This is a genomic window from Serratia sp. ME47 (genome assembly GCF_903970925.1).
Taxonomy (GTDB): domain Bacteria; phylum Pseudomonadota; class Gammaproteobacteria; order Enterobacterales; family Enterobacteriaceae; genus Serratia; species Serratia ureilytica.
This window is the reverse complement of sequence record NZ_CAJCKE010000013.1, coordinates 66,016-86,224: the sequence shown is the minus strand read 5'-3', so window position 1 is coordinate 86,224 and position 20,209 is coordinate 66,016. Positions and strand designations below refer to the sequence as shown.

The following is a 20,209-nucleotide window of genomic DNA, read 5'->3' as shown; positions in this document are numbered from 1 at the left end:
TCTGCGCCCCAATAGCGATCCGGATCACAAAAAACGTTTCAGCTGGCCCGCCAAGCCGCGATTTGAAACAAATTGCGGCAAAAAACGCGCCGCCGCGACTGTTAACCGTCATCGACGCCGGGCAATATCAATGCGTGCCTGCTCGCCGATAGTCTGGCAAGCTGTGGTCACTGTCCAACCACCTGCTCTCCCTGCCCTGCATGGAGGCATCGACAAGGGATTATCCATGCTGCATCCGCGCGCCAATGCCATGTTGGCCTTTGCTTTGCCTGCGCTGATTATCGGTTCCGCCTCCAGTCTGGTGCTGCTGTTGATGATGAAAGTCGCCGCTACGCTGCAGCAATGGCTGTGGGTGACGCTGCCCGACGCGCTGAGCCTGGACGCCCAGGCACCCTGGTGGCCGCTCGGCATGCTGACGCTGACCGGCGTGGCGGTCGGCCTGATCGTGCGCTATATGCCGGGCCATGCCGGGCCGGATCCGGCGACGGAATCGCTGATCGGCATGCCGCTGCCGCTCTCCGCCCTGCCGGGGCTGGGATTGGCGCTGATCGTCGGCCTGGCCGGCGGCGTCAGCCTGGGGCCGGAGAACCCGATCACCGCCATCAATATCGCGCTGGCGGCGGCGGCGGGGGCGCGCCTGCTGCCTAAGGTGCCGCGCATGGACTGGATCATCCTGGCGGCCGCGGGCACCATCGGCGCGATGTTCGGCACGCCGGTCGCCGCCGCGCTGATCTTCTCGCAAACCCTGGCGGGCAATAACGAAACGCCGCTGTGGGATCGGCTGTTCGCCCCGCTGGTGGCCGCCGCCGCCGGCGCGGTCACCACCCAGCTGTTCTTCGTGCCCAATTTCGCCCTGCAGCTCGACGCCTACGACGTAACGCGACTGCCGGACATCTTCAGCGGCGCCATCGTGGCGCTGATCGCCATCGCGCTCGGCATGGTGGCGCTGTGGTGCTTCCCGCACGTTCACCGCCTGTTCCATTCGATGAAGAATCCGGTGTTGATGCTAGGACTGGGGGGCTTTGTGCTGGGCCTGCTGGCGCTGGTGGGCGGTGAGATTACCCTGTTCAAAGGGCTGGATGAAATGAAGCGCCTCGCGGCAGACGGCAACTATTCGGTGCCGGCGCTGTTGGCCGTTACCCTGACCAAGCTGGCGGCGCTGGTGATCGCCGCCGCCTGCGGCTTTCGCGGCGGGCGCATCTTCCCGGCGGTGTTCGTCGGCGTGGCGCTGGGGCTGATGCTGCATCAGCACGTTCCGGCGGTGCCGGCGGCGATCACCGTCTCCTGCGCCATCATGGGGCTGGTGCTGGTGGTCACGCGCGACGGCTGGCTCAGCCTGTTTATGGCAGTGGCGGTGGTGCCGGATCTGCACCTGTTGCCGATCTTGTGCATCGTGATGCTGCCCGCCTGGCTGGCGCTGGCGGGCAAACCCTTGATGCTGGTGAACCGCCGGCAACCGCCGCACGACGATTAGGCCAGCGCGAACGCCGCGGCGGCGCGAGCGTGGATCGCGGTGGTGTCGAACACCGGCACCGAGGCATCCCGCTCGCTCACCAGCAACCCTATCTCGGTGCAGCCGAAAATAATCCCCTGCGCGCCCTGTTGTTCCAGATCGCTGATGATCCGGCGATACTCGTCGCGCGAGGCGTCGCGAATTTTGCCGAGGCAGAGTTCGTCATAGATGATGCGGTGCACGATGTCACGATCGGCGCTGACCGGCGTCACCACATCGATGCCGTGCAATTCCTGCAGGCGGCCGCGGTAGAAGGTCTGCTCCATGGTAAAACGCGTGCCCAGCAGCCCGACGCGGCGAATGTTTTTCTCCCGCACCTGCAGCGCCGTGGCATCGGCGATGTGAATCAGCGGCAGGCCGCTGGCCTGCTCGACCGCCTCCGCCACCTTGTGCATGGTGTTGGTGCAGATCACGATAGCTTCGGCGCCGGCGGCGCGCAAAGCCACGGCGGCGGCGGCCAGCAGCCGGCCGGCGCCATCCCAATCGCCCTGGTGCTGCAAGCGTTCAACCTCCTGAAAATCGACGCTGTAGAGCACGATTTTGGCCGAATGCAGCCCGCCGAGGCGCGCCTTTACCTGCTCGTTGATGGTGCGGTAATACGGAATGGTGGATTCCCAACTCATGCCGCCCAGCAGACCCAACACTTTCATCCTTCATTCCTCAGCATTTTCCGACGATCCTCTGACCTTACCTGAGAATCGCCGGGCTGACGACGCCTTATTTGGCGCCGGAATTGATCGGCTGGCGCGCTTCGAACCAGCGCTGGCGCAGCGTGTCGTACAGCCAGTTGTAGGCCATGGTGTACGGCAGGAAGAACAGGAAGAAACCGATTTCCAGCATAAACGCCTGCGCCCAGGAAATGCTCAGCATCCAGGCGGCGATCGGCACGCCGATCAGAATAAAACCGGCTTCAAAGCCGACGGCGTGCAGCGCACGCACCTTCAGGTTACGCACCACCCGGCTGACCGGCCACAGGCGGTCGAACACCGTGTTGTAAACCATGTTCCACAGCATCGCGACGGTGGACAGCATCACCGCCAACGCACCGACCTGCACCATTGAGCGGTTCAGCAGCCACGCGCCCAGCGGGGCGCAAACCATCACGGCGATGGCCTCGAAACCGACGGCGTGGACGATACGTTCAATGAGAGACTTGTTTTGCAGTTGCATACATCACCTTTTTTTCAACAGTTGTTGCGAAAGCCAGGTGATTATCATCGCTTTTTTGGGTAGATTAAAAATAGGTTCCATCTATAAAGTAGATATATGCACTATTCACCGGAAGCGTTACAGGCGTTCGTTGAAGCCGCCGCCCTCGGCTCATTTTCCGCCGCCGCGCGCAAGCTGCGCAAAAGCCAATCCACCGTCAGCACCGCCATCGCCAATCTGGAAGCCGACCTGGCATTGACGCTGTTCGATCGCAGCGCGCGCCAACCGGTGCTCACCGCTGCCGGCCGCAAGGTGCTGGGGCACGTGCAGGAGATCCTCGCCGCCAGCGAGCGGCTCGACGCGCTGAGCATTCAGCTGGCGGGCAATGTCGAACCGCGCCTGAGCATGGTATTTTCCGATACCTACCAACCGAAGCATCACGACAGCCTGATGCAGCGGTTTGAACAACGTTACCCGGAGATTGAGCTGGAATGGATGATCGCCGAGGAAGGCGACGTCATCGATCTGCTGCAAAGCGGCCGCGCACAGCTGGGCATGGTGGAAGTGCAAAAAACCTATCCGCCGGATATCGCCTTCTCCCGCCTGCCTGAGCAGACCGAAATGGGGTTGTTCGTCGCCCATCAGCATCCGCTGGCGCAGGTCGCCGCGCCGACCCCGGAGCAATTATCCAGCACCCGTCAGCTGATCCTGAACACTTACACCGGCGCCGAAGCGGCCAGACAAGGCGGGCTGGTCTGGTCGGCGCCCAGCTATCTGCTGTTGCTGGAGATGGCGGAACAGGGATTCGGTTGGGCGGTGCTGCCGCACTGGCTGGTGCAACAATACGGCCACGGCAGGCTCACCCAGCTGCGCCCGCGCGGCTGGCCCAAACTGATTTCGGTGGATGCGGTATGGTCCAAACTGACCCCGCCGGGCCCGGCGGGGTACTGGATGCTGGAGCGATTGCTGGAAGACGACGCGGCTCAGGCGGCGGCGTTGCGCGACTGAATAACGCGCGAGATCGTATCGAGCAGTTCGGGAATATCCATCTTCGGCAGCATCACTTCGATGAAAGCCAGCCGGTCGCCCTGCGCCGCCTCACTCAGCGCCTGGCGCAGCGCCTCCGGCTGACTGACCCGCAACGCCGTCACCGGCCGCCCACCGGCCAATGCCGTTGGCAGCTGCGTCCAGTTCCACCGGGCGATGTCGTTGTAACTCTGCTCCGGCCCGTGGATAGCGCGTTCAATCGTGTAGCCCTGATTATTCAGCACGAAGATCACCGGTTTAAGCCCGTCGCGCAGCATCGATCCCAGCTCCTGCACGGTCAATTGCGCGGCGCCGTCGCCGATCAACAGCACCACCCGGCGCTGTGGTTCGGCGGTTTGCACCCCGAAAGTCGCCGGTAAGGTATAGCCGATCGAGCCCCAGAGCGACTGCACGATCATCCGGCTGCCGCGCGGCAGCGTCAAGGTCGCGGCGCCGAAACAGGCCGTGCCCTGCTCGGCCAGCACGATATCCCCCGGCCGCAGGAAATCCTGTATCTGCCGCCAGAAGGCGTGCTGATCCAACCCTTCCCCATCGCCTTCCAGCAGCGCCGGACGGCCGATCGTCGGCAACGGCCAGCGCGACGCCAGCGACAGAGTCAGGCGGTGCAGCGCCTGCACGGCGGCGCACATCGGGATGCGGCTGAACCGTTGACGACCGACCCAGGCTTCGAACGGTTGGATATCGATGCATTTTTCCGCCGGCAGATGATGCGTGAATCCTCCGGTAATGGTGTCGGTGAGACGCACGCCAACGGTGATCACGACATCGGCATTTTCAATCAGCGCTTTGGTCGCCGCAGCGCTGGCGCCGCCGCTGTAGGTGCCGACAAAACCGTCGCGGTTCTCATCCAGCACGCCCTTGCCGAGCAGCAGCGTGGCGTGCGGGATAGCCACCTCCTGCATCCAGTTATCCAGCGCCGTTTCAACACCAAAGCGGTCCGCCAGAAAGTCCGCCAACAATGACACTTGCCGCGCCGATTGCAGCTTTTCACGCGCTGCGGCGATAAACGCCTGCAATGCGCTCCGCGACAGCCTGGCCTGGCGCAGCATCAGCGGCGCCGGTTTGGCCGGCAGCGGCGCTTCCGCTACGTCGCTGGGCAGCATCAGATAAACCGGACGATGCTCCAGCAAGGCGGCATCGATCAGGCGGTCAATCTCCCTGGCGGCGTTGTCGGCGGTCAGGTTGGCCTGTGCGACGCTGACTTCTTTGGCTATCCGCGCAAAGTGAGTGAAGTCGCCATCGCCCAGCGAATGGTGCAGCAAATCGCCGGCGCGCTGGGCACGCTGCGCCGGTGTGCCCACCACGTGGATCACCGGCAGGTATTCGGCATAACTGCCGGCCACGCCGTTCAGCGCGCTCAGCTCCCCGACGCCGAAGGTGGTGAGCAGCGCCGCGGCCGGTTTGCAACGCGCATAGCCGTCGGCGGCGTAGGCGGCGTTCAGTTCGTTGGCGCAGCCTACCCAGGTGATTTGCGGATGAGCGATGACGTGATCGAGGAATTGCAGGTTGTAATCCCCCGGCACGCCGAAGACGTGGCGGATGCCAATCTGGGCCAGACGATCGAGCAGATAATCGGCCACCGTGTAGATCTGAGTCATGATCATCACCTGTCTGCAGCTGAAGCGATTATCTTTAAGTATCGAAGATGCCGGTTAATTTTCGAACAGCGCTTTCCGTGTCGAGCGGCAACCTGGCGTTACATGCCGGCCTTGTGATCGCCCCCTCGACGGCACGTTGTGAAAACGCATACACTCAAAACACGCCACTTCTTCGCCGACAAAGGATCACGATGTCCTACTCAGCCTCCCCCTCGCGTTATCAAGATATGGAATACCGGCGCTGCGGCCGCAGCGGATTGAAGCTGCCCGCCGTCTCGCTCGGGCTATGGCACAACTTTGGCGACGCCACGCGGTACGACAACGCCCGCGCCCTGATCCGCTGCGCCTTCGATCGCGGCATAACCCACTTCGATCTGGCCAACAACTACGGCCCGCCGCCCGGCGCCGCCGAGGAAAACTTTGGCCGCATTCTCAACGCCGATCTGCGGGCCTGGCGCGACGAGCTGATCGTCTCATCCAAAGCCGGTTACACCATGTGGCCCGGCCCCTACGGCGATTGGGGCTCGAAAAAGTACCTGGTCGCCAGCCTCGATCAGAGCCTCAGGCGCATGGGATTGGAGTATGTGGATATCTTTTATCACCATCGGCCGGACCCGGACACGCCGCTGGAAGAAACCATGGCGGCGCTGGATCTGTTGGTGCGCCAGGGCAAAGCGCTGTATGTCGGTTTGTCCAACTACCCGGCCGAGCGCGCGCGCCAGGCGTTCGACATCCTGCAGCGGCTCGGTACGCCGTGCGTGATCCACCAGCCCAAGTATTCGATGTTTGAACGCGGGCCGGAGGCGGAATTGCTGGATACGCTGGCGGATCATGGCGTCGGCGCGATCGCCTTCTCCCCGCTGGCGGGCGGCCTGCTGACCGATCGTTATCTGCACGGCGTCCCGCAAGATTCCCGTGCCGCCAGCGGCAGCCGTTTCCTGCAGCCGGAACAGCTGACCGCCGACCGACTGGACAAGGTGCGCCGCCTCGATGCGCTGGCGCGGCAACGCGGGCAGAAGCTGTCGCAGATGGCGCTGGCCTGGGTGCTGCGCGGCGATCGCGTCACCTCGGTGCTGATCGGCGCCAGCAAGACTGCGCAGATAGAAGACGCGGTGGGCATGCTGGCCAATCGTCACTTCACTGAAGAAGAGCTTGCGCAGATCGAGAACATTTTATTGTAATCGCTTACAAATTCCGCCGCTCAATTGAGCGGCGATGCCCCAGAAAAATCTCAAATCTCGACCTCCGGCGCCCTTTTCAGAGTGGCTCTCAGATTCAACCCCATGCGCCGGCGCTATGATGCCGATATTGCAGTAAAAATAACGATAAGGCCGTTTTTTAAACTGATGAACGCGCTTCATAAAGTGATCAACGGCCAGGCCGCGCAAGCGGAAAGGAGAAGTCATGTTTAAACCTCTGCTCTTGGCCGCCATCTTGGCGGCGACGGTACTGCCCGCCGCACAGCAGGCGCACGCCGAAGGGATCAGCATCGATCTGATGCCGGGCGTTTCATTGCGCATCGGCGATCAGGACAATCGCGGCCGTTACTGGGACGGTTACGACTGGCGCGATCGCGACTGGTGGCAAGGCCATCAGGGACGCTATCTCGGCGATCGCAGCCCGCGCGGCTATTACTGGGATGGCTATCGCTGGCGCGACCGCGACTACTGGCGCAAATATTACTACTCGCGCGACGGGCGCTATTACAAATGCGACCATCATTGCGACAAGCATTACTGGAAGAAAGAGAAAAAACACCACCACGATCATGACCGCGATCGCTGGCGCCGCCACGGCGATGACGACCGCGATTAACGACAACGGGCCGGCGCAACGCCGGCCCGCACTGTTTTCGCCTACAGCACACTGCCGATCAGCAAGTAGCCATTCAACCCCACCACCACCAACACGATCAGCTTGCCCAGGTTTTGCACCACGGGGCCGTTAACCATCTCCCCCATCAGCGCCCGATTGCCGGTGAAAGCCAGCAGCGGCACCAGCGCCAGCGCAATGCCGAAGCTGAGCAGCACCTGGCTCAGCACCAGAATGCGCGTGGCGTCCACTCCCAGCATGATGACGATAAACGACGGCAGCATGGTCACCGCTCGGCGCAGCCACAGCGGGATATGGAAATGCACGAACCCTTGCATCACCACCTGCCCCGCCAGCGTGCCCACCACGGTGGAAGAAAGACCGGCGGCCACCAGGCTCAGGCCAAACACGGTGGCGGCGGCTTGCCCGAGCAGCGGTTGCAGCGTCAGATAGGCCACGTCAAGATCGGCGATGCCGCTGTGGCCGCTGAAATGAAACGCGGCGGCGGCAGTGGCCATCATCGCCAGGTTAACGAAACCGGCGATGGTCATGGCGACGGCGACGTCGACTTTGGTGGCGGCATAGCGCTCCGCCTTATCGTGCTCACCGCCAACTTGGGTGAGCGACGAATGCAGATAGATCACGTGCGGCATGATGGTGGCACCCAATACCCCGGCGGCCAGGAATACCGCGTCGCCGTTGGGCAAATCGGGCAACGCCATGCCTTTCAGCAGCGGCGCAAGCTGCGGCTGGGAAAACGCCAGCTCGACGATGTAAGCGGCGGCGACGAACAGCAGCAGGCCGCCGATCACCCATTCCAGCGGCTTTTGTCCACGCTTTTGCAGCATCAGAATTAAAAAGGTGGCGATGCCGGTCAGCACCGCGCCCTGCAACAAGGAGACGCCGAGCAGCAGTTTGAAGCCGATCGCCGCGCCGATGAATTCGGCCAGATCGGTCGCCATGGCGATAATCTCCGCCTGAACCCAATAGGCCCATACCGCCGGCCGCGGAAAGCGATCGCGAATATGCTCGGCCAGGTTTTTTCCGGTGGCGATCCCCAGCTTGGCGGACAACAGCTGGATCAGCATCGCCATCACGTTGGCCCAGACCACGACCCACAACAGGCTATAGCCGAACGAGGCGCCGGCCTGGATATTGGTGGCGAAGTTGCCGGGGTCGATGTAGCCGATAGCGGCGATGAAGGCGGGCCCCATCAGCGAGAGTTTGATTTTTCTGGCGGAGCGACCGGAGGTGGTTTCAACCACGCGACTGTTCAGCATATGTTGAACCCTTACTGAAATTACGTTTATCTCCACTCTATATAAATGATAATAATTATCAAGCGCATTTAGAGTGGTAAAACTTATCTCTGCAATAGCCAACATTAACGGTTTTATCGAAGGGTTCGACACCGTACTTGCCGATTTCCGTGCTTTTGGGTTGGGATTTTGGCTGCAATACCCCTGAAAGACAGGTTAGCACAAGAATACGAATTTCCTATGTCTGAGTTAACATCTTGATTTTTTATGCTTTTGCGCAACACTTTAGGAGAACTCCCACTATGATTTTCCATATTTGCAATAGAAGTCTCGTTTTTAAACGTAGCGTTACATAAAATGACAGCCGAAATTCAGCCTGCCTCAAATTTGGAGCAAACATGTCCCATATTGCGCACTTTGCGTTGGCGATAGTGGTGGTGGCGATCCTGGCCCTGTTGGTGTGCCGCGATCGCAAAAGCATCCGCATTCGCTATGTTATTCAATTATTGGTTATCGAAGTACTGCTGGCCTACTTTTTCCTGCATTCGGAAGCGGGTTTGGGCTTCGTAAAAGGATTCGCCGCGCTGTTTGACAAACTGCTCGGGTTTGCGGGACAAGGGACTGATTTCGTGTTCGGCGGCATGGGCGACAAAGGCCTGGCGTTCTTCTTCCTGAAGGTGCTGTGCCCGATCGTCTTCATTTCGGCGCTGATCGGTATTCTGCAGTACATCAAAGTGCTGCCTTTCATCATCCGCATTATCGGTACCGTGCTGTCGAAAGTGAACGGCATGGGCAAGCTGGAGTCGTTCAACGCCGTCAGCTCGCTGATCCTGGGCCAATCCGAAAACTTCATCGCCTACAAGGATATCCTGGGCAAGATGTCGGAAAAGCGCATGTACACCATGGCGGCTACCGCGATGTCTACGGTGTCCATGTCCATCGTCGGCGCCTACATGACCATGCTGGACGCCAAGTTCGTGGTGGCGGCGCTGGTACTGAACATGTTCAGCACCTTTATCGTGCTGTCGTTGGTCAACCCGTACGACACCAATAAAGAAGAAGAGCTGCACCTCGGCAACCTGCACGAAGGCCAGAGCTTCTTTGAAATGCTGGGCGAATACATCCTGGCCGGCTTCAAAGTAGCGATTATCGTCGCCGCGATGCTGATTGGTTTCATCGCCCTGATCGCCGCGCTTAACGGCGTGTTCAGCGCCATCTTCGGCCTGAGCTTCCAGGAAATCCTCGGCTACTTCTTCTATCCGTTCGCCTGGATCATGGGTATTCCTAAGCACGAAGCCCTGCAGGTCGGCAGCATCATGGCCACCAAGCTGGTTTCCAACGAATTCGTGGCCATGATGGAACTGCAGAAAGTCTCTGCCGAGCTGTCGCCGCGCAGTCTGGGGATCCTGTCGGTGTTCCTGGTGTCCTTCGCCAACTTCTCTTCCATCGGCATCGTGGCCGGCGCGATCAAGGGCCTGAACGAACACCAGGGCAACGTAGTGTCCCGCTTCGGTCTGAAGCTGGTCTACGGCTCTACGCTGGTCAGCATCCTGTCCGCTTCCATCGCGGGTCTGGTGCTGGGCTAAGCCTGAAATTTACAGCAATGATAAGGCGCCTGCAGGCGCCTTTTTTATTATTCTTCAGCCCTTAGTAACTCGTCCTTCCGCAAAGCGGAAGTCAATCTCAAAATCGGTTAGCGCCAAGCCATAACGCCGCTTATGCCGGTTTATATACAAAGGCAACGCGTTGAAAGAATCGCTTCTCCCGTTAATTTAGAGCCTGCGCGTTCCCATATCGCAATGAGATAAACGCTATATCATTGCAATGGCGATGAGCACATCCTTTCGGCTATGGACAAGGCGTGTCTTTATTCTGAGTTGATTTTATGAAATAACGTTAGTTGAAGGAATTCGCTAACAGCGTTGTAATTTCCTCAGAAATAATTGGCGACGCGTTGTAATAAGAATCTACACTTTCAACAACCACGATTTTTTTATTATCCTCACTCGCCGTCCAACAGGGTACGACCGCCAAGGTTCCTTCCGCATAGGAAAAGGAAGAGATAATGGTAAACAATGATTCGGATATAATGTCCAACTTCCTGCGATCACAATAAGCATCAATATCTAAACTTCGCATCAGCAAGTCAGCGGATTGCGGGACATGCACATCAGCCCCCACTCTAATGACAGTCCCATCAACAGAAGGGACAACCCATAGATTGTACTCTTTTTCCGTTATCAGTATCGGCGAGAGAAGATTTCCCACCGAGTGGGAAAGATAATAATCTCTAAATACCCGATTCACGGCAGGGCAAACTTGATAAATTGAACTTATCTCATTGATCTTATAGCCATTTGTGAATTTTATAATAGTGTCATATATACGCTTGTTTTCATCAAAAAAAATCACACCACTTTCAATGCTGTTTAAGTCTCCAATGTTTTTGTTTCTAAAAACATTGACACTGGTAAAGAACGCCAGCTCATCCTGAAAGTAGGAAAAAATCTCTGCCGTGTTTAGCAGAATGGAGTCATAACTCACAAAAACAGATTTGTTTTTGCAGTTAATGAAAGAGGGAAAATTGATGGCCCCATCATCACCACAATTCTGCACCTCATAGGGCAAGTCATGCTGTTCGTAAAGGCGGGCAAGATGAGCGACTTCTGATCTTTCGATAATACGAATCATTTTCTCTTTTCTGCCAAACTCTCCGCTGGAGGACAGAATAAACTTTTCCCACATCCATTGTGACTGCGTGGAAAAACGGCTGAGGCGTTGATTATTCTCGTGAATGCGTCGCCACAGACAATGATTTCCAAAGGAGGTTTTAAAGTCATCATAATCACTGTCATCAAGGAAGAAATCGACGGAAATTCCTTTTCTGGCGCAAGCCAGGGCCGTCATTACCGCAGTTACCCCGCCGCCACCCACAATTGCGATATTTTTATTTTTTTTCATGGATAACCTCATCCAATAGTAACGAAACACTAACAATAGTTTCTTCAAGAAAACAACATCAATGTCAATAGATACAAACAGTCAACATTAATTAGCATATTAACTATCACGCAGTTAATCAGAATATAAAACTATTCACGTTGCTGAAATTTGAGATGAATTCGCAATCACTTAGCATAAAAAACCATATGTGTAGAATTATACTCTAAAAATATCGATATTGGCGCACATTAAGACTGCTGATTTTTTTTTCATGTAGACTGAATTTCATTAACAAATCACACCCGCAAGGAGGTCTAGTGACAGAATAAAAATCCAATAAAAAAACAAAAACAAGAATGTTATAAGAACTTAACATGTTAATGATGGCATCAATCACCTGAAAAGAGGGGGTTTATCACCCATTTACATATGATAGCGTGATGGTTGAAAATTTATAATTTACGCGCAGTTACTATACAAGGATATTTATATGAATAAGCATATGCAGAGATCCCTACTGCTTGCCGGCATTCCTTTGGCAATGTCCGTCATTGCCACAGCTACCGCAGCAGACGGCACCATAAACTTTACCGGTAATGTCACCGACCAAACCTGCACAGTTGAAGCAGGCAGTGCCAACCAAACCATTCCAATGGGCAACATCAGCGCTAAGGCATTCAAGACCGCTGGCGATACCGCTCTGCCGACAAAATTCAGCATTGCCTTAGCCGGCTGCCCTGAATCGGTAACAAAAGCGTCGGTAAAATTCGACGGCGCATACGCACAAGGCAATTCGACATTGTTGTCACTCAATGCGGAGAAAGGCGTGGCCACGGGTCTTGGCGTAGCCATCTATGAGGCCGATGGCACCACGCAAATTCCAATGGCTTCATTTTCTACAGCGCAGAGTGTGCAAAAAGATATCAGCAATGTCTTTACCTATGTCGCGAAATACATGGCGACATCAGACACCGTCACCGTCGGACCGGCGAATGCCACGACACAATTCAGCATCTCTTATAACTGATCATCTTAGTCTATCAGGTCAGCAAATATTGCCGGCCTGATAGCACGCGCCATCAAGGACGGCTTGCTTATGAAACAGAGTAAATATTATTTGCTGGCAATATTATTTTTTTCATACGGCGCCTCGGCAAGCGTAACGCTAGGCGGTACTCGTATCGTATACGAAGAAAGTAAAAAAGAAGCGAACATTTCAGTCAGTAATCAAGATAAAAATAGCCCCGTACTTATTCAAACATGGGTAGAAAGTTTCTCATCTGACGATAAAAAAGAGGTTCCATTTATTGTTACGCCCCCCTTATTCAGGTTGGAGGCAGAGCAAGAGAACATCCTTAGAATTATTTATTCTGGAGATAACCTGCCGCAGCATAAAGAATCAATATATTGGTTAAGCGTAAGATCGATACCATCAACCCAAAAATCAAAAGAGAACAAGTTACTCATTACCGTTCAAAACAGAATAAAAATATTTTACAGGCCTAAACATCTATCAAAAGATGAAGCCATTGACGCCTACAAAAAAATTCGTTTCTCACTGAAAGGAAAAACCTTAGAGGCAAAAAACCCAACGCCATTCCACGTCTCTTTTTACTCTGTAAGCATCGATGGTAAAGAAGTGAAAGAGGCCGACATGATTGCGCCGCAGAGCACTAAGAAGTGGTTATTGCCAAAAGAAATTCATGGTAAAGAAATAAGATGGCAAGCGATCAATGATTATGGGGGAATAACTCAGGCGATAAGCGCACCACTATAGTAAATTTGCAAGGGGATGCAAAAATGATGATAAGAAATAATACCACTCATAAAACATCGGTGTTGTTCTTTTGTGTTCTTTCTTCACCTGCGGCTCTCGCTGAAGATTATTTTGACCCCTCGGCATTAAACAGGAATCATCAGACTATTGTTGACTTATCCAAATTTAATAACGCGAGTCATCAACTGCCGGGCGATTACTGGGTAGATATCTATGTGAACAACGTGTTTTTTGCCAATCAAAAAGTGTCTTTCTATCATGCAGAAGGCATTTTGCAGCCCCGCATCCATCGCAGCGATCTCGATTCTTGGGGGGTTCGCATGGATAAAATAAAAACAGTCAATGACAGTGAACTGGCGGCATCCCCCATCAGTGAAATTATTCCTGGCAGCCAGGCTGTTTTTGATTTTAACAAACAAAGATTGGATTTAAATATCCCACAGGCATACATTGAAAATCATCCCAGGGACTGGGTTAACCCTGCACTTTGGGATGATGGCATCCGCGCCTTTTTGTTAGATTACAGTTTTAGCGGTACCGAGACGCGGAAAGCGAAAAATAAAGATAATCAATACTTAAATTTGCGCAGCGGTTTCAACTATGATGCCTGGCGCTTTAGAAACTATGCCACCTACTCAAGCCAAAACAGCGCCAAGTGGAAAAGCATTAACACCTATGCCGAACGCAGCTTTAGGGACAGTAAAAACACGCTGACCATTGGCGATAGTTCAACATCCGGCGACGTTTTTGACAGTTTCCAATTTCGCGGAGTGAAACTGGCAAGCGATCCGAGCATGTTGCCCGATAGCCAGAGAGGGTTTGCCCCGACGGTGAGAGGCATAGCGCAAAGCAATGCAGAGATCACTATAAAACAAAATGGCTATATGATTTATCAAACATATGTGCCTGCGGGGAGTTTTGAGATAACTGATATTTACCCTACCACTTCCAGCGGTGGGTTACAGGTGATCATCAAAGAAGCGGATGGTTCAGAAAGGAGTTTCTTTCAGCCTTTTTCCTCCGTTCCCATTATGCTCAGGGAGGACATGAAAAAAAATGAACTCACAATCGGAGAATATCGCTCTGCACGGGACGATAGCCAAAATGCTAAGTTCCTGCAGTCATCCGTAATTTATGGTCTTAAAGATGATAAAACACTCTATGGCGGTGCCATTATTTCAGAAAAACACCAGGGAATCTCTTTCGGCATTGGCAGCAGTCTGGGGTTGCTGGGCTCCCTCTCTGCAGATGTCACGCATAGCAAAAGCCGGTTGGTCACCGGGCAGGATCGTAATGGGCAACAATATCGTATCCAGTATGCAAAAAATATTGAAACAACGGGTACCAACTTTACGCTGGCCGGCTATCAATACTCAACGTCAGGCTACTTAAGCTTTTCGCAACTAAATGATATGAATGCCAATCTTAAAAGAAAGTGGCTGACACGCGGCGTAAAAAGAAACAAGTTGGTTATCAATATTAATCAGCCTATACGAGACTTTGGCAGTTTATATATCAATGGTTACCAACAGAGCTATTGGCACAGCGACGCCGTTGAACGAAACGTTCTAATGGGATTCTCCACGAACCAATTTGGGGTGAGCTGCAATATTGGGTTCGGCTACAATAGCAGCCGCTATACGGACAGGCCCGACAAGATCGCCACGCTCAATGTTCAGATCCCACTGAACAAATGGCAATCAAACAGCTGGGTAAATTATACCTCGAGCAAGAGCAGCAAAGGAAAACTCAATCAACAACTGGGGTTAAGCGGAACCGCGCTGGAAAATAATCAGCTCAGTTATAACGTTTCTGCATCCCAAAGCAGCAATCGCCCCGGCAACGCTGGCAACAGCTCTGTTAATTATCGCAGCAGATATGGCGAAATTGGTGCCGGATACAGCTTTGATAAAGATATGCAGCGAATAAACTACAGTCTGCGAGGCGGCGCGGTGGCTCATCGCAACGGCATTACATTGTCCCAATCGCTGGGTGACACTATTGCTTTAGTTGAGGTGCCAAATGCACGCGATGTTGAAGTCATCAACAGTACCGGTGTAACGACTGATTGGCGAGGTTACGCCGTGGTGCCCTATATCAGCAGCTATCATAAGAATCGAATTAATTTAAATCCGCAATCCTTTGATGACTCTGTTGAAATAGAAAAAAATAGCCAAACGGTCATCCCGACGAAAGGTGCGATTGTTGTTGCCAACTTTGCCTCTCAAATCGGCAATCGCATTATTTTTAACGTTGCCCACCAGAGTACAGCGATTCCTTTCGGCGCCGTTGCGACATTGCTTACCGACCGAGGAAAGACGGGCATCGTCGGCAATAACAACACGGTTTATATGAGCGGCATGCCCGACTCAGGAACAATAGCGTTGAGCTGGGGAGCAGAAAGAGGTTGCCAGGGTAATTACAATATTGCCCCTAACACCCCTACCTCAAGAATTAAGCGTATTAACTTGCAGTGTGAATAAGACAAACACGATAAACCACTATCGCTTGCCATATTAAATTTTAGAACATGGTAGCCAGTAACAAGCAGACTGATAAATCATCTGCGAGAGAACATCGCCAAAGGACATCAGCATGACGACATCAAGGCTAATCACAGCCGCACAGATCGCCAAAACCGTAAGCATTCTGGTCTTGTTATTTTCTTTTTCAGCCAAGGGAGACGGTGATTGCCGTGCAATATGGCACAATCCACTACGCATCGAGCAATCCGGCATTACCGTCCCGGCTGGCGCCCAAATAGGCGATCTTATCGGCCAGGGAGAATCTTACTTTTCAGTAAAATTACTGGAAAATAACACGGGCTTCTCCTTGGGTGAGCGTGGCGACTTGGTTATGCAGCCCTTCTCCGACCTGACTGCGACAGACTTAAAGTACAATGGCATCACTGTCTATCAAACGAGTTGGAAGGGCGTCGGCATTGCCATGTCGCTTAATGACAAACCGGGCCTCATCGAGTTCTATGGCCCCCGTGAGACGCCTGTCGGCTATATCCTGGGCGCTAACTTTAAACATTATCTGATCAAGACAGGCGATATACAGCCTGGCACCATGCCCTCGTTCGCGCCTTTCTTTTTCAACTATGCCTGCTTAAGAGCCTCAAATGCCAGGAGATTGGGTCACGTTTATTATCCTGCCGTCAATATTGCCGTCGAGGGCTGTCGCCTGAACACGCCGTCGAAACAGGTTATTTTAGACAAGGTTAATCGGCGGGTATTTTCCGGTCCCGGCAGCGTGGCCGGGAATACTCCCTTTAACATCGCTCTAGAGTGCAATGCCAACACAAAAGTTGATTTGGAAATACGCGGGGAAACGGTTAATGGCCATCATCAAGTCTTGGCGATTACGCCCTCCACAGAGTCCGCCACCGGCGTGGGCCTACAGATTCTGCACAACGGCGTTCCCTTTGAACTGGGTTCCGCAACCAACGTATTAAACGAAACATTAATAGGGATGAATGAAATCCCACTCAGTGTGCAATATTACCAAACTGAAGAGAAAATCACGCCGGGAGAAGTCAATGGCATCGCGCATTTCACCGTCTCATATCGCTGATTTTAGTATTGTTATGACGTGCCAAGACAAAAGCGGACGGAATAGTGGCAACGTCTAGCGAGGGTATCAAGGAAAAATTTTGCGTAAAAGTAGCGGACAAAGGCAGCTAAAAGGATATAAAGCAAAAAGCCGACCCTAAGGTCGGCTTTTCAAATGGTGGTGGAGCTAGACGGGATCGAACCGTCGACCTCTTGCATGCCATGCAAGCGCTCTCCCAGCTGAGCTATAGCCCCACAAAAGTGGTACGCGTTGACCGGCGTTACGGTATTCCCCAACCTCTCTGAGAAGAAGGTTGGTGGAGCTAGACGGGATCGAACCGTCGACCTCTTGCATGCCATGCAAGCGCTCTCCCAGCTGAGCTATAGCCCCGTTCCACAATCACTTTGTGCTGTGAACGGGGCGCATAATATGAAACCCGCTCAAAGCTGTCAACGGCTAAATTGAATTACTGAATCAAGCGTTGAAAAAGCCGCCAAATCAGCATCTTTGGCGCCAAAAAATCATCACTTTGCGCAGAGTTCATCCATTTTGCGCGCTACTTCTCAAAATGGCAAAAGACCCTGCATATCACGTTGATTTTTAATTAACGGAATGTTAGCGAAATGCGCTTGAGTCGGGCTCCCGAGCGGCATAGACTGCCCGCGCCATAAACTTTATTACTATAAACCGAGTCCGTCATGTCTTTGCATTCACCAAAAGAAATCGCCGCCCTCGCCGTTCAGGCCGGGGTAAACAAAAGCCGCGCCCCTCTCGCTAATCTGCTGATTCTGGGCTTTCTCGCCGGCGCCTTTATCGCCACCGGCTTCCTGCTGGATATTCACGTCATCGGCACCCTGCCGGCCGAATGGGGCTCTTTCGGCGCGCTGTTGGGCGCCGCGGTCTTCCCTATCGGTTTGATCCTGACCATTCTGGCCGGCGGCGAACTGCTGACCGGCAACATGATGACCTTGCCAATGGCCTGGTTCGCCCGTGAAATTCCCGCCATCGCCGTGCTGCGCAACTGGTTTTGGGTCACCCTGGCCAACTTCGCCGGCAGCGTGGCCGTCGCCTACTTCTTCGGCCACCTGCTGGGCCTGACCGAAGGCGCGTTTTCACATAAGACGCTGGCGATCGCGCAGGCCAAAGTGGATGCGGACTTCCTGCACGCCTTCATTTCCGGCGTCGGCTGCAACTGGCTGGTATGCCTGGCGGTGTGGTTAGCCTTCGCCAGCAAAGATGTGCCGGGCAAAGTGATCGGCATGTGGTTCCCGGTCATGGCTTTTGTCGCCATCGGCTTCCAGCACGTGGTGGCGAATATGTTCATCATCCCGGCGGCCATCTTTGCCGGCGGCATGGGCTGGGAGCAGTATCTGCCTAATTTCGTCGCGGTATTTCTCGGCAATGCGCTGGGCGGCGCCGGCTTTGTCGGGTTGATGTATTTCCTCGCCTACCGTCCGGGTTTGCCGGCTAGCGAACAAGCCTGACAAAGCGCAATAAAAAAGCCCCGGGATCGCTCCACGGGGCTTTTTCTTTAAGGCGTATCAGCCTAATCAGGCTTGGGCTTCACGCTCGGCGATGTAAGCCAGCGCCATATCGATACGCTGCAGCGAACGCTTCTGGCCGATCGCATGCACGGTCACGTCCATGCCCGGCGACTGGCCGGCGCCGGTCACCGCGACACGCAGCGGCATGCCGACTTTACCCATGCCGACGCCCAGCTCATCCGCCGTGCCCTGAATGGCGTCGTGCACGTTTTCCGGCGTCCAGACGGTGATGGCGGCCAGCTTGGCGCGCACCGCTTCCAGCGGCTGACGCGCGACCGGACGCAGGTGCTTCTTGGCGGCGTCGGCGTCGAACTCGCTGAAGTCTTCGTAGAAGTAACGGCAAGACTCCGCCATCTCTTTCAGCGTCTTGCAGCGCTCGCCCAGCAGCTTGACGATGTCCTTCAGTTCCGGCCCGTTGCGGGTTTCAATGCCCAGTTGCTCAACGTGCCATGCCAGATGCACCGCCACTTCTTCCGCCGGCATATGGTTGATGTAGTGGTGGTTCAGCCACTGCAGCTTCTCGGTGTTGAACGCGCTGGCGGATTTGTTGATCGCTTCCAGCGTGAAGAACTCTTTCATCTCGTCGATGGAGAAGATCTCCTGATCGCCGTGGGACCAGCCCAGACGCACCAGGTAGTTCAGCAGCGCCTGCGGCAGATAGCCGTCGTCGCGGTACTGCATCACGCCCACGGCGCCGTGACGTTTGGACAGCTTTTTACCGTCGTCGCCGAGGATCATCGACACGTGCGCGTATTCCGGCACCGGCGCGCCCAGCGCTTTCAGAATGTTGATCTGGCGCGGGGTGTTGTTGATGTGGTCTTCGCCACGGATCACGTGGGTGATTTCCATGTCCCAGTCATCGACAACGACGCAGAAGTTATAGGTTGGCGAACCGTCGGTGCGGCGGATGATCAGATCGTCCAGCTCCTGGTTGCTGAATTCGATCGGGCCGCGAATTTTATCGTCGAAGATCACCGACCCTTCCTGCGGGTTGCGGAAGCGCACCACGTGCGGCTCGTCGTCGGTGTGGCTGCACTGGCTGTCGCGGCAGTGGCCGTCGTAACGCGGCTTCTCGCCGTTTTCCATCTGCTTCTCGCGCAGCGCTTCCAGGCGTTCCTTGGAGCAATAGCATTTATAGGCCGTGCCCTGCTCCAGCATTTCGTCGATGACCGCGTTGTAGCGATCGAAACGCTTGGTCTGGAAGTACGGGCCTTCATCCCAATCCAGGTTCAACCAGTTCATGCCATCCATAATTGCGTCGATCGCGTCCTGGGTAGAGCGTTCCAGATCGGTATCTTCGATACGCAGAACGAACTCACCGCCCGCATGGCGGCTGAACAACCAGGAATAAAGTGCGGTACGCGCGCCGCCGACGTGAAGATAGCCGGTCGGGCTCGGTGCAAAACGGGTTTTGATTTTCATTGGGTTCACTGCCTTATTACGCAACGCGTGTCGGCGATGGCCGACGATTGCTCGGAATTGAAAAAAGAGTGGACGACATTGTATCACCACGCGCTAATTCCTCAACGCCGACACGATATTGCGCCGGTCGATTTCGCGCGTTTTGCGGCGAGTTTCGCATAGCGTTGCGCAAAGAATCGGCGCCGTTGGCGATAATTATCGCGCCCTGCCTAAATTTGCGGCGAACGATTGAAATCATTTTAAAAACCGTTGACTCACTTTGAACTATCCCTATAATGCGACTCCAACAAGACGGGGCGATTAGCTCAGTTGGTAGAGCATCTCCTTTACACGGAGGGGGTCGGCGGTTCGAGCCCGTCATCGCCCACCATCTTGTTGAGAAAAATGAGAACGAATGAGGGTGATTAGCTCAGTTGGTAGAGCATCTCCTTTACACGGAGGGGGTCGGCGGTTCGAGCCCGTCATCACCCACCATCATTCTCTCGTTTAGCAGTGCCTGGAAGTCCTGAAGTGGGTGATTAGCTCAGTTGGTAGAGCATCTCCTTTACACGGAGGGGGTCGGCGGTTCGAGCCCGTCATCACCCACCACT

The 20,209-nt window shown here is 54.7% G+C and carries 17 protein-coding genes and 5 tRNA genes; 13 read left to right on the top strand and 9 right to left on the bottom strand.

Translation table 11 applies throughout. From position 1 onward, the window contains the following. Nucleotides 1–226 precede the first annotated feature (226 nt). Entirely contained in the window at nucleotides 227–1,474 is a 1,248-nt protein-coding gene (locus tag H7A77_RS14540; protein WP_047025275.1) for an ion channel protein, read from the top strand. Here H7A77_RS14540 and H7A77_RS14535 read toward each other — a convergent pair. Together H7A77_RS14535 and H7A77_RS14530 are read right to left on the bottom strand one after the other, a co-directional pair. Next, nucleotides 1,471–2,163 (bottom strand): aspartate/glutamate racemase family protein, encoded by a 693-nt coding sequence (locus tag H7A77_RS14535; RefSeq protein WP_019453821.1) that lies wholly within the window; start codon nucleotides 2,161–2,163, stop codon nucleotides 1,471–1,473. The genes H7A77_RS14540 and H7A77_RS14535 overlap by 4 nt on opposite strands. Before the next feature lie 67 nt (nucleotides 2,164–2,230). Further along, on the bottom strand, nucleotides 2,231–2,683 hold the full coding sequence (locus H7A77_RS14530) for a multidrug/biocide efflux PACE transporter (RefSeq protein ID WP_016926809.1): 453 nt from the start codon (nucleotides 2,681–2,683) through the stop codon (nucleotides 2,231–2,233). Nucleotides 2,684–2,779: 96 nt separating this feature from the next. Between H7A77_RS14530 and H7A77_RS14525 the strand changes: the two genes are divergently transcribed. Continuing rightward, on the top strand, nucleotides 2,780–3,670 hold the full coding sequence (locus tag H7A77_RS14525) for a LysR family transcriptional regulator (RefSeq protein ID WP_108681663.1): 891 nt from the start codon (nucleotides 2,780–2,782) through the stop codon (nucleotides 3,668–3,670). On the opposite strand, the gene H7A77_RS14520 is transcribed toward H7A77_RS14525, so the two are convergent. Further along, nucleotides 3,646–5,307, bottom strand: a complete 1,662-nt coding sequence (locus tag H7A77_RS14520; protein WP_182074346.1) for an alpha-keto acid decarboxylase family protein — start codon at nucleotides 5,305–5,307, stop codon at nucleotides 3,646–3,648. The two genes, H7A77_RS14525 and H7A77_RS14520, sit on opposite strands and share 25 nt — an antisense overlap. A 191-nt stretch (nucleotides 5,308–5,498) precedes the next feature. Here H7A77_RS14520 and mgrA point away from each other — a divergent pair, with 191 nt between their 5' ends. Beyond that, complete coding sequence (gene mgrA / locus H7A77_RS14515) at nucleotides 5,499–6,488, top strand: L-glyceraldehyde 3-phosphate reductase (protein ID WP_108681667.1); 990 nt, start codon at nucleotides 5,499–5,501, stop codon at nucleotides 6,486–6,488. Here the strand turns inward: mgrA and H7A77_RS14510 are convergent. Further along, a complete protein-coding gene (locus H7A77_RS14510; RefSeq protein ID WP_127897177.1) occupies nucleotides 6,480–6,713 on the bottom strand; it encodes a hypothetical protein in 234 nt (77 codons plus the stop codon). The two genes, mgrA and H7A77_RS14510, sit on opposite strands and share 9 nt — an antisense overlap. Here H7A77_RS14510 and H7A77_RS14505 point away from each other — a divergent pair. Continuing rightward, nucleotides 6,712–7,122 (top strand): DUF2502 domain-containing protein, encoded by a 411-nt coding sequence (locus H7A77_RS14505; protein ID WP_046896266.1) that lies wholly within the window; start codon nucleotides 6,712–6,714, stop codon nucleotides 7,120–7,122. The genes H7A77_RS14510 and H7A77_RS14505 overlap by 2 nt on opposite strands. A 41-nt stretch (nucleotides 7,123–7,163) precedes the next feature. Here H7A77_RS14505 and H7A77_RS14500 read toward each other — a convergent pair whose 3' ends face one another. Beyond that, nucleotides 7,164–8,399 (bottom strand): Nramp family divalent metal transporter, encoded by a 1,236-nt coding sequence (locus H7A77_RS14500; protein ID WP_042785141.1) that lies wholly within the window; start codon nucleotides 8,397–8,399, stop codon nucleotides 7,164–7,166. Between the two features lie 377 nt (nucleotides 8,400–8,776). On the opposite strand from H7A77_RS14500, the gene H7A77_RS14495 reads away from it, so the two are divergent. Continuing rightward, nucleotides 8,777–9,964, top strand: coding sequence for a NupC/NupG family nucleoside CNT transporter (locus H7A77_RS14495; RefSeq protein ID WP_004936373.1), 1,188 nt, complete (start codon nucleotides 8,777–8,779; stop codon nucleotides 9,962–9,964). Nucleotides 9,965–10,274: 310 nt separating this feature from the next. Here H7A77_RS14495 and H7A77_RS14490 read toward each other — a convergent pair whose 3' ends face one another. Next, a complete protein-coding gene (locus H7A77_RS14490) occupies nucleotides 10,275–11,339 on the bottom strand; it encodes a hypothetical protein (RefSeq protein ID WP_046896264.1) in 1,065 nt (354 codons plus the stop codon). Nucleotides 11,340–11,811: 472 nt separating this feature from the next. Between H7A77_RS14490 and H7A77_RS14485 the strand changes: the two genes are divergently transcribed. From H7A77_RS14485 to H7A77_RS14470, 4 genes are all read left to right on the top strand, one after another. Then, nucleotides 11,812–12,348 (top strand): fimbrial protein, encoded by a 537-nt coding sequence (locus H7A77_RS14485; protein ID WP_049866699.1) that lies wholly within the window; start codon nucleotides 11,812–11,814, stop codon nucleotides 12,346–12,348. A 69-nt stretch (nucleotides 12,349–12,417) separates the two neighbouring features. Beyond that, entirely contained in the window at nucleotides 12,418–13,098 is a 681-nt protein-coding gene (locus H7A77_RS14480; RefSeq protein WP_046896263.1) for a molecular chaperone, read from the top strand. Between the two features lie 23 nt (nucleotides 13,099–13,121). Further along, nucleotides 13,122–15,581, top strand: a complete 2,460-nt coding sequence (locus H7A77_RS14475) for a fimbria/pilus outer membrane usher protein (protein WP_182074345.1) — start codon at nucleotides 13,122–13,124, stop codon at nucleotides 15,579–15,581. A 112-nt stretch (nucleotides 15,582–15,693) separates the two neighbouring features. Continuing rightward, nucleotides 15,694–16,674, top strand: coding sequence for a fimbrial protein (locus H7A77_RS14470; protein ID WP_147838357.1), 981 nt, complete (start codon nucleotides 15,694–15,696; stop codon nucleotides 16,672–16,674). A gap of 157 nt (nucleotides 16,675–16,831) precedes the next feature. Here the strand turns inward: H7A77_RS14470 and H7A77_RS14465 are convergent. Then, nucleotides 16,832–16,907: transfer RNA gene (locus H7A77_RS14465), tRNA-Ala, on the bottom strand. A 60-nt stretch (nucleotides 16,908–16,967) separates the two neighbouring features. Continuing rightward, a tRNA-Ala gene (locus tag H7A77_RS14460) sits at nucleotides 16,968–17,043 on the bottom strand. 308 nt (nucleotides 17,044–17,351) lie between these two features. On the opposite strand from H7A77_RS14460, the gene H7A77_RS14455 reads away from it, so the two are divergent. Continuing rightward, complete coding sequence (locus tag H7A77_RS14455) at nucleotides 17,352–18,137, top strand: formate/nitrite transporter family protein (protein ID WP_182074344.1); 786 nt, start codon at nucleotides 17,352–17,354, stop codon at nucleotides 18,135–18,137. A gap of 66 nt (nucleotides 18,138–18,203) precedes the next feature. Here the strand turns inward: H7A77_RS14455 and gltX are convergent, their stop codons facing one another. After that, complete coding sequence (gene gltX, locus H7A77_RS14450) at nucleotides 18,204–19,619, bottom strand: glutamate--tRNA ligase (protein WP_033643946.1); 1,416 nt, start codon at nucleotides 19,617–19,619, stop codon at nucleotides 18,204–18,206. A gap of 294 nt (nucleotides 19,620–19,913) precedes the next feature. On the opposite strand from gltX, the gene H7A77_RS14445 reads away from it, so the two are divergent. The 3 genes from H7A77_RS14445 (at nucleotide 19,914) to H7A77_RS14435 (ending at nucleotide 20,207) form a co-directional block, all read left to right on the top strand. Then, a tRNA-Val gene (locus tag H7A77_RS14445) sits at nucleotides 19,914–19,989 on the top strand. Between the two features lie 28 nt (nucleotides 19,990–20,017). Then, nucleotides 20,018–20,093, top strand: a tRNA-Val gene (locus H7A77_RS14440). Between the two features lie 38 nt (nucleotides 20,094–20,131). After that, a tRNA-Val gene (locus tag H7A77_RS14435) sits at nucleotides 20,132–20,207 on the top strand. Nucleotides 20,208–20,209 lie beyond the last annotated feature (2 nt).

Coding starts and splice junctions, on each gene's coding strand:
- H7A77_RS14540 (WP_047025275.1), top strand. CDS start 227: ATGCTGCATCCGCGCGCCAATGCCATGTTGGCCTTTGCTTTGCCTGCG.
- H7A77_RS14535 (WP_019453821.1), bottom strand. CDS start 2,163: ATGAAAGTGTTGGGTCTGCTGGGCGGCATGAGTTGGGAATCCACCATT.
- H7A77_RS14530 (WP_016926809.1), bottom strand. CDS start 2,683: ATGCAACTGCAAAACAAGTCTCTCATTGAACGTATCGTCCACGCCGTC.
- H7A77_RS14525 (WP_108681663.1), top strand. CDS start 2,780: ATGCACTATTCACCGGAAGCGTTACAGGCGTTCGTTGAAGCCGCCGCC.
- H7A77_RS14520 (WP_182074346.1), bottom strand. CDS start 5,307: ATGACTCAGATCTACACGGTGGCCGATTATCTGCTCGATCGTCTGGCC.
- mgrA (WP_108681667.1), top strand. CDS start 5,499: ATGTCCTACTCAGCCTCCCCCTCGCGTTATCAAGATATGGAATACCGG.
- H7A77_RS14505 (WP_046896266.1), top strand. CDS start 6,712: ATGTTTAAACCTCTGCTCTTGGCCGCCATCTTGGCGGCGACGGTACTG.
- H7A77_RS14510 (WP_127897177.1), bottom strand. CDS start 6,713: ATGACTTCTCCTTTCCGCTTGCGCGGCCTGGCCGTTGATCACTTTATG.
- H7A77_RS14500 (WP_042785141.1), bottom strand. CDS start 8,399: ATGCTGAACAGTCGCGTGGTTGAAACCACCTCCGGTCGCTCCGCCAGA.
- H7A77_RS14495 (WP_004936373.1), top strand. CDS start 8,777: ATGTCCCATATTGCGCACTTTGCGTTGGCGATAGTGGTGGTGGCGATC.
- H7A77_RS14490 (WP_046896264.1), bottom strand. CDS start 11,339: ATGAAAAAAAATAAAAATATCGCAATTGTGGGTGGCGGCGGGGTAACT.
- H7A77_RS14485 (WP_049866699.1), top strand. CDS start 11,812: ATGAATAAGCATATGCAGAGATCCCTACTGCTTGCCGGCATTCCTTTG.
- H7A77_RS14480 (WP_046896263.1), top strand. CDS start 12,418: ATGAAACAGAGTAAATATTATTTGCTGGCAATATTATTTTTTTCATAC.
- H7A77_RS14475 (WP_182074345.1), top strand. CDS start 13,122: ATGATGATAAGAAATAATACCACTCATAAAACATCGGTGTTGTTCTTT.
- H7A77_RS14470 (WP_147838357.1), top strand. CDS start 15,694: ATGACGACATCAAGGCTAATCACAGCCGCACAGATCGCCAAAACCGTA.
- H7A77_RS14455 (WP_182074344.1), top strand. CDS start 17,352: ATGTCTTTGCATTCACCAAAAGAAATCGCCGCCCTCGCCGTTCAGGCC.
- gltX (WP_033643946.1), bottom strand. CDS start 19,619: ATGAAAATCAAAACCCGTTTTGCACCGAGCCCGACCGGCTATCTTCAC.